Raw genomic sequence first — 8,939 nt, forward strand, 5'->3', positions numbered from 1 at the left:
AATAACACAACTAATAAAGCGAAACCTCCACCAAAACCACAAGAACCACCGTAACTCATATTTTCTCCTCCTTTTGGTTTGAAAACTAATAGGTAGTTGATCATTTTAACTGGTTCGTATTATACATTATGTGTATATCCCTTTTTTGAGCATGTCTACATAAAAATAAGTAAAAGCACTCGTTTAAAGAGTGCTTTAAAATGGATACCAAAAGTTTTGAAATACGTTTAATTTTAAATATACGGCAACAATGAATATGAAAACACCGGCAAATAAAGCGATGAAATCTTCACGTTTCGCCTTACTTGTATAAAACCATGTACGTTTATCCTTCTTTCCAAATCCTCTTAAATCCATTGCATTTGAAACCGTATCTATTCTTTCTAGAGAATAAATGATTAGTGGCCAGAAAATTAAAACACGGTTCTTCATACGAACCCATAAACTTGCTTCTCCTTTTTCAAAAGCCACTCCTCTCGCTTCTTGCGCGTGTTTAATAATTTTATACTCAGACTGGATGTCAGGAATATAACGCAGTGCAATATTTATTGCATATGTAATCTTATAATGAATACCAAATTTACTTAAACTACTTACAAATTCACTTGAATCTGTCGTGTAAATAAAAAGAAGTGTAAATGGTAATAACGTAAAATACTTTAATGAAAGTGTAGCTGCATAAAATAATGTTTCATATGTAATTGTTGCATATCCAATATGTAAAAACGAGGTATATGATTCAGTTAATTCAGATCCATGAGTGGGTGTAATAAATAAAATCATGACAGAGTTTAATAAACTAAATGTAAATATGACACTAAAAACAATTAAAATTTTACGAAATGGAATTTTAGCAATTCCGAGTCCAATACACCCAATAATAAATAAAATTAGCAACAACCTAAAATCAAAAAACAAAAAAGTAATCGTCATACAAAAAATAAATAAAAACAATTTTACTACCCCATCCATACGATGAAAATATGTACTATGCACCTTCCTCCCTCCTATTACTGTCTAAATAAAGCTCCATAAATTTTTCTGGACATACAATCCCACTAAATTTAACAAGCTTGGTTAAAGAACTCTCTCTTAAGTTGGCTCTTTGTAAGGTTTCTTGATCACCAAATACATTAGACACTGTATTATCCGCAATAATTTTCCCTTCATGTAGAACTACTGCACGGTCTGCATATTCTAGTGCGAGATTCATATCGTGAGTGATAAAAACAAATGAGATTCCCTTTTTAGCTAGTTTTTTAATAAACGACATAAATTGTTTATAATGATAATAATCTTGTCCCGCTGTCGGTTCATCTAATATGATAAGCTTGGGATCTATTGTTAATACAGATGCGATTGTTACTCTCTTTTTTTGCCCATAGCTTAGCGCTTGAATTGGCCAATTACGAAATGGATATAAACCACAAATTTTTAAAGTTTCTTCTACTCTATTCTTAATTTCTTCCTTAGAAAAATTATTTAATTTTAATGTAAATGAAACTTCTTCAAAAACAGTGGGCTGTGTAATCATATGATTTGGATTTTGCATCACGTAAGATATGGTTTCCCCACGTTTACGAATAGACCAAGAACTAATATCTTCACCTTCTAACAAGATTTCCCCATTTTTCATTTTGTTTATGCCTATAAGACTATGAGCTAATGTTGATTTCCCTGCTCCATTATGTCCCAACAGTGCCACAATTTCTCCTTCATATATTGAAAGGTTTACATTTTCTAATACTTTTTGTTTATTAGGGTATGAAAATGATAAATTCTCCACTTTAAGTAATTCCTTGTTTTTAGTATTACCTTTTAATATGACTTGTTTCTCCATCCACTCTCTTATAACGTTACTTACCTTTTCCTTTTGAAGGTTTTCCATTGGATATATTACGTCATTATTACTATCAAAATGTAATCTCTTTAATGCTTCGATGTAAATAGGCTCTCTTAAGCCAATACATGGTAATATATTTGACGCTAAGATTTCTTTTGGTGTTCCTATTGCAATGACTTTACCTTCATCAATTAATATAACTTTGTCTAAATCCAGCTTTAAAATTTCTTCTATCCTATGTTCGATAATAACAATCGTTTTATTATATTGCTCATGTATATCTTTCATAAGTTCTATCGTATGTAATGCGCTTAGCGGATCTAAGTTCGCTAACGGTTCATCGAACAATAATATATCCGCATTTGTTGTTAATAAACCAGCAAGAGAAACTGTTTGCTTTTGACCTCCTGATAATTCATGTGGACTTTGTTTATGAAACGTATGCATCTTCACCTTTCTTAATGAGTCCGAAACAATCTTTTTCATATCCTCTTGATTTACACATTCATTTTCTAAATAAAAAGCTACATCTTCTTCTACTGTCAGACCAATAAATTGAGCATCTTGATCTTGCAAAATTGTTCCCACATGTTTACTCTGTTCAAAAATACTGCCTTCCCTCGGATCTTTACCGGCAATTAATACGTTACCTGTACTAATCCCTTCATAAGAAAATGGAATTAGCCCATTGATACAATGAGCTAATGTCGACTTTCCTGAACCACTTCGTCCAGCAATTAGCACTTTTTCCCCAGGGTATATATGAAAGGTAATATCACTTAAAGTAGGCTGCGCAGCATGCCCGTATTGAAAGGTGAATTGTTCAAACGAAATAATTGGTTGCATGTTAACATCCCTACTTTTCAATTTTTAAATGTGCATGTTTCTTATTGGATTTCGCCAAGCCAATTGTAAGTGGCAATCCAAGAACTAAGAATACGATAACATCGGAAATTGTTGCTCCTAATACTTGTATAACAATTTTGTCAAATGGTTCTCCCATCACAATAATATCGAATGCCCCAGCAAATATAATAGCAATGACAATACCAACTAACCCAGTAATTGCCAAATAAGAAATATCTCCCTTGTTAAATGACCCGTTTTTCACACTAAAACCAACTCTTTTTTGAATAAGACCCATTGAAAAACCAATAATCCCTGAACTAATAACCCAGCCCCACCAAATCCCCCAGCCAGCAATCGTATCTGTTACGGTATGACCGATAAGTCCGATTAAGAGTCCTGCCACTGGACCAAATAATGCTCCAAAAACAGTTAATATAGCTAATGCTGGTTTAATAAATGTATTCGGTGCAATAGAAAATCCCCAAAGTCCTAATATCCCGTATAAGGCTGCTTCAATCCCGATTGCTACTACTAACTTTGTTGATAATTTATTCATTACAATTCCCCTCTCATATTGGTCAACTTTTATTATTCTATATTTATTTTAAAAATGAATTATGCATCGACACTTCCTTTCTATACAACAAAAAAATGACCTCTTACATAAGAGGTCATTTTCTTTCACGTTCAAGAATCCTCTTATCTTTCAAAAAACACATCGTGTCCTCTGCGGAATTAGCACCTTCCTATAAAATTGCATAGGGGTTGCTGAGGTTTCTTAGGGCCGTTCCCTCCACCTCTCTGGATAAGTATTAATTTGTAATTCGTATTATGGCACTAAAAAGCATAAATTTCAATACTTTTCTAACTATTTTTATTTTTCGTTAAATAGTACATTTAAATCATTGTATTCTTATCGGAATTATGAAATAATAAATTCAAAATCGTTTCGGGAGGAATGCATTATGAAAGTTATTGGTTTAATTGGGGGATTAAGTTGGGAATCTACATCATTATACTATAAACATATTAATACACTTACACTCTCTCAATACGATCAAAATGCGAAGCTAGTTTTATATAGTATGGACTTTGGAGAAGTAACTACTTTATTACAAAACCATCAATATGAAGAAGTAAAAAATGAACTAGTCACGGTTGCAAAGAAGGTTGAAAAATCTGGGGCTGACTGTTTATTAATGTGTTCAAATACTGTACATCTATTTGCCGAAGAAGTAGAACAAGCAATCTCTATCCCGTTTCTTCACATTGGCGATGTAAGTGCTAAAGAAATGGTAAAACAAAATATAAAACGTATCGGACTATTAGGAACAAAACAAACGATGGAGCAAGATTTCTATAAATCACGATTAGCGAAATATAACATTGAGACAATTATCCCAAATGAAGAGGAAAGAACAGTTATCCATCATGTCATATTAGATGAATTAAGTAAAGGGATCATTTCAGAAGCATCTAAAGAAAAGCTATTACAAATTACAAAGTCATTAATTCAAAACGGCGCTGAAGGTATACTATTAGGCTGTACTGAAATACCTTTACTCATCTCCCAAAATGATCTTACTGTTCCCGTTTTTGATACTGCTTTTTTACATGCAAATACTGCTGTGCAATTTGCTGGATAAGAATATACAAGCATAAAGGTACGAACCTCTATGCTTGTATATAGTTACGACTATTTCCCCCGCTATTTACGGGCAGTAAAACCCCCAACGATTAAAGTTTCACTTTATTTAAAAGAGATTCAATAACTGCAATTACTTCTTTTGAACCACCACATTCTAAAAAGCTATCATTAAGTTTTCGTATACCATGCTTATACTTTTCGTTTGAAAGAACATCTGTTACAGCCTCTTTTAAAGTGTGCACATTAACATGTTCTTTCAATAGTCTACGCGCTGCTTCCAGTTCAGTTAATCTTTGCGCTATCATAGGCTGATCTTTATCATGCGGTATTATTACAAATGGGACATTATAATGAATGGCATCGTGTACGCTATTCATGCCGCCATGTGTAATAAAAACATCCGCTTCATTTAATATTTCTGATTGAGGTACGTATGGAGCAATTATAAAATTATCTGGTGCTTTCTTAATTTTAGAAATATCATTTCTATCACCAATTGCCATTACAACTATCCCATCAAAATCTGAAAAAGTATCAATACAAGTATTAAAGAATGGTTCGAGTCCTTCAAGCAGTGTTCCCATTGAAATATAAATAACTTTCTTCTCTTTAAGTGATTCCAGTGGAAACTTTATATTTGTTTTACGCTTTGAAATACTCGGTCCAATAAAAATGTTATTTTCTCCGAACGATTCGCTATTAGGTTGGAAATAACGACTTGTGTATACGAGACAAACATCACCCTTATTATTCATAAATTGAAGATTATTCTTTGGTTTTACTCCAAATTCATGTTCCATCTGGTTTAGTAATTTTTCAGAGATCTCCTCTGGTTGGAATGGTATATCTGCATTTGGATGAAAAGGTAATGTCTTCAAAAACTCTGAAGGAATTAAAAATATAGGCGAGGACACTACACCTGGAACTTGTAAATACTCCTTTACTAACTCTCCCGCACCAAATATATCATAAATTACGAAATCAAAATTTATGCTTTCACTTAATTGTTTCGTAATTTCTAATATATATAAAGAAGTTTGAACATGCACATGAAAGAAAGCATTTAACCCAGATGAGGTTTCAGCATCAATAGAAATCTCCTTTAATAGATCCGGATGTGTATGTACAGTAGCTCCTAAATCTTCAATCCTATCTTTAAAGTTTGCAGTTGTAATATAATGTACGTTATCCCCTCGTTCAGTAAAGGCTTTCACTAAATTTAATGTAGGGTTTACATGTCCCTCTGCTGGAAAATTAACTACTAAAATATTTAGCACTTATTCCTCACTCCTTACATTTCACTGTTTTAATTAAAGCATACTGTTATTTGTACATGTAATCGTCCCCTAATAGTCCTAAAATGCTTGCTACATTATGTTGATAAATAATTTTCAGTCATCAACATAAAAAAAGCATCTACCTATGTAGATGCCTAACCGTGATAAGGAGTGTTCTGTGAGGTTAGAACAAGCTTCTCTGCTTGTCCTATGCTATCAATATATGATTTATTTTATAAAACGTGAATAGTTAATAGAATTATTTTATCCATTTTATATGATCAAATGGATAAAATACCATTTCTACTTTACCTATTATATTTGACTCATCAATAAGTCCAAGTGTATTCCTACTATCTTTACTATGATTACGATTATCCCCTAACACAAATAATTTATGCGTAGGAACTTTTATTTCTCTCAAATTTGAAAAACGATTGGATACTTGTGACATATCTAAATGTATATACGATTCATCACGCTTTTTACCGTTAGTAAATACCTCATCCTCTTTTAGTTGTATGTTATCCCCCGATAATCCAATAATTCGTTTCACATAGTAAGTAGGCTCGTCTTCTTTTTTTATAATGACAACATCTCCATGATGAAAAGACGATAAACAGACGTTTACCTTATTAACAAGTATATAATCTTTTTCATTCAAAGTAGGTTGCATCGAAATTCCTTCTACCATACAAAATAAAAATGACTTATTAATAAAAATAACCCCTATTATAATTAAGATGTAGCTACATATGTTCCTCCAATATTTTAGAATAAACGGCTTCATATATACCTCATTTCTAATCTATTCCCAGATAAAAACGCCTCTAGTTCACATGAATGCTAGAGACGTTTCGTCCATTTTAATTCTCTTTAGAGGCATCTGTTTTTGGCGCTTCACCAGTTAATCGCTTATTTTTCAAATCAAAATAAGCATCTAAAACTTCTTTTCCAATATCGGAGTTAATGCCCGATTTATCATTTTCAACCCACGGTACTACAACAGAAAATGCTACTTCTGGATCATCATATGGCGCATATCCAGCTAATGTTAAGTTATAACATTCTCTACGATCGCCTTTCGCATTTCGCCCAATTTCATTTTCTCCACCATATACAGTTTGTGCGGTCCCTGTTTTACCAGCTGGTTTATATGGTGCTTTTTGGAACGCTCTTACTCCCGTTCCATCTCCTTCTTGAAATACTTTTCTAAATCCTTCTTTTACTTGATTAATATATTCTTGTTTCATATCGATTCTATTTAAAACAACGGGTTCTATTGATTGTACTACTTTACCAACCTCATCTTTTTGAACGGTTTGTTCTCTAATCTCTTGAACAATTTGTGGTTTCATTCGATACCCTCCATTTGCGATAGTCGAAATATATTGTGCAAGCTGAAGTGGTGTATATGTATCATATTGTCCAATAGAATAATCTAATAAGAAACCAGGCTGATTATCTTTTCTTCCAATTTGTCCTGCAGTTTCATTCGGTAAATCAATACCAGTTTGTACGCCTAGTCCAAATTGCCTGAAATAATATCTCATTTTATCAAAATATTCTTGTTTAATATCTAGTGAACTATTTTTCACATAATCCACACCAGCAATTTTTAATGCTATATTAAACATATAAACGTTTGAAGAAACTTGTAACGCTCTTAGATCGTCTATATCACCAAAATTTTTCCAAGACTTCTTTTCCTTAGTTCCTTTAAACTTCATAGGTGCATCATAAAAATGTGTTCCAGGAGTTATTGCATTTGTTTCAAACCCTGTTAACACTGTCGCACCTTTAACCGTTGATCCAAGCTCATATGAACTTGTCAGCGTGCCTAAAGCATAATCTTCTACTTCCATTTTCCCATCTTTTTCTACAAGCCTTTTCCCAGCCATTGATAATACTTGGCCATTTTTAGGATTCATCATCACTACGAAAGCACGGTCTAACATTGATTCTGATCCTTTATATTGTTTTAATATTTTTTCTATACTCTCCTCTACTTTTTTTTGCAATTCCATATCTATGGTTAAAGTTAAATTTTTACCGCTTTTTCCTTCCGAAACCGTTTCCGTTCTCATTGTATTGCCTTGTTTATCAGCAATGCTTCTTACTTCTTTTTTCGTACCATGAAGTACATCTTCGTATTGCTGTTCGATATAACTTTTGCCGACCCTATCATTTCGGCTATAATCACGCACTAAATAATAATCTAATCTTTCACGTGGCAATCCTTCATCAGCATTTGAAACGTTACCAAGAACGGAACGAAATAGACCATCATTTACATAGATTCTCTCCCAATCAACTGATGCGTCTACCCCTGGAAGTTTCGCTAAATTTTCACTAATCACCGCATATTCCTGTTCACTAACGTCCTTTTTAATAATTTGAGGTGCCATCTGAAAACCTGAGGTCATTTTACTTTTAATAGCTAACACATTTTACTTTTAATAGCTAACACTTCTATATCTTTAGCCGTTAGTTCTTGAAGATTTTTATCTGTAACGCGCTTCCTTTTTAAATCTTCTATTTTTTTGTCTAGCTCTTTTCCGGTAATATCCTTATCTCGGAACTTATCTATTTCTTTTTTTGATACTAAGTCTTGAGTAAGTTCTGGATTTAATTGCATCCAAAAGTCTTTCTTATCAGTCTCAGTTAACTTATCTATATCTTCTTGCGGCATTTCAATAATGTCTGCAAGTTGTCTTGCTGATTTTAATATTTCTTCTTGTTTTACACCTTTCACCTTTGTATATGTAATCGTACGTAAAGACTTATTATCAACTACTGGATTTCCTTCACGATCAAATATTTTCCCACGTGGTACAGAAAGGCCCACGGTTGCATTTTCTCTCTTCTCTACTTCATTTTTATATGTTTCTCCATCAAAGATTTGCACTTTTCCTAACTGAATAATGATGCCAGAAAATAATAAAAAAACACAAAGGAATAAAATATTTAACCGGAGAGGTACTACTCTACCACTCTTCTTCTCTTGTTTTTTCACCTTGTCATAATCTCCTCCTTACAATATTCCAAATAATAATCACTTTTCTATATTAAAAGTAATGTACAATTTTTATACATTGCTTTGTACAAATATTAATATAATGTTTAAAACTTAATAGAAATTAAAACAAATGTAAAGAAAAGATAAAGTTTACTAAATTAAATATAAAAAATACCCAATAACAAAAAGATTAGCTTTCACTAATCGCTTTGTTATTGGGTATTAATTGATTTAAGAATTACTACTAGTGCGTATTGCTATACATTTATCGTCACAATTAGAAAAAGATTGTTTACTTTGTAC

At 32.5% G+C, this 8,939-nt stretch carries 6 protein-coding genes, 1 pseudogene and 1 riboswitch; of the genes and pseudogenes, 1 reads left to right on the forward strand and 6 read right to left on the reverse strand.

Annotated features, from left to right (window positions below):
- Nucleotides 1-195: 195 nt before the first annotated feature.
- Genes DN403_RS26015 through DN403_RS26025 form a run of 3 tightly spaced genes read right to left on the reverse strand, consistent with a single transcriptional unit; the run spans nt 196 to nt 3,248 of the window.
- On the reverse strand, nt 196-996 hold the full coding sequence (locus DN403_RS26015) for an energy-coupling factor transporter transmembrane component T family protein (protein ID WP_133964175.1): 801 nt from the start codon (nt 994-996) through the stop codon (nt 196-198).
- Nucleotides 989-2,689 (reverse strand): ABC transporter ATP-binding protein, encoded by a 1,701-nt coding sequence (locus DN403_RS26020; RefSeq protein ID WP_001182502.1) that lies wholly within the window; start codon nt 2,687-2,689, stop codon nt 989-991. The genes DN403_RS26015 and DN403_RS26020 overlap by 8 nt, the downstream gene beginning before the upstream one ends.
- A gap of 10 nt (nt 2,690-2,699) precedes the next feature.
- Complete coding sequence (locus tag DN403_RS26025) at nt 2,700-3,248, reverse strand: ECF-type riboflavin transporter substrate-binding protein (RefSeq protein ID WP_149185882.1); 549 nt, start codon at nt 3,246-3,248, stop codon at nt 2,700-2,702.
- Nucleotides 3,249-3,388: 140 nt separating this feature from the next.
- Nucleotides 3,389-3,504, reverse strand: a riboswitch (SAM riboswitch).
- Nucleotides 3,505-3,657: 153 nt separating this feature from the next.
- Between DN403_RS26025 and DN403_RS26030 the strand changes: the two genes are divergently transcribed.
- Nucleotides 3,658-4,338 (forward strand): aspartate/glutamate racemase family protein, encoded by a 681-nt coding sequence (locus tag DN403_RS26030; protein ID WP_074790154.1) that lies wholly within the window; start codon nt 3,658-3,660, stop codon nt 4,336-4,338.
- A gap of 91 nt (nt 4,339-4,429) precedes the next feature.
- Here DN403_RS26030 and DN403_RS26035 read toward each other — a convergent pair whose 3' ends face one another.
- The 3 genes and pseudogenes from DN403_RS26035 to DN403_RS26045 form a co-directional block, all read right to left on the reverse strand.
- The gene (locus tag DN403_RS26035; RefSeq protein ID WP_000932151.1) at nt 4,430-5,617 is read right to left on the reverse strand and encodes a macrolide family glycosyltransferase; all 1,188 of its coding nucleotides are present in this window, start codon (nt 5,615-5,617) and stop codon (nt 4,430-4,432) included.
- Nucleotides 5,618-5,876: 259 nt separating this feature from the next.
- The gene (lepB, locus tag DN403_RS26040; RefSeq protein ID WP_149185883.1) at nt 5,877-6,407 is read right to left on the reverse strand and encodes a signal peptidase I; all 531 of its coding nucleotides are present in this window, start codon (nt 6,405-6,407) and stop codon (nt 5,877-5,879) included.
- A gap of 76 nt (nt 6,408-6,483) precedes the next feature.
- Nucleotides 6,484-8,633, reverse strand: a pseudogene (locus DN403_RS26045) (peptidoglycan D,D-transpeptidase FtsI family protein).
- Between the last annotated feature and the right edge of the window lie 306 nt (nt 8,634-8,939).

The organism is Bacillus sp. AY2-1 (assembly GCF_008368965.1).
Lineage (GTDB): Bacteria > Bacillota > Bacilli > Bacillales > Bacillaceae_G > Bacillus_A > Bacillus_A thuringiensis_S.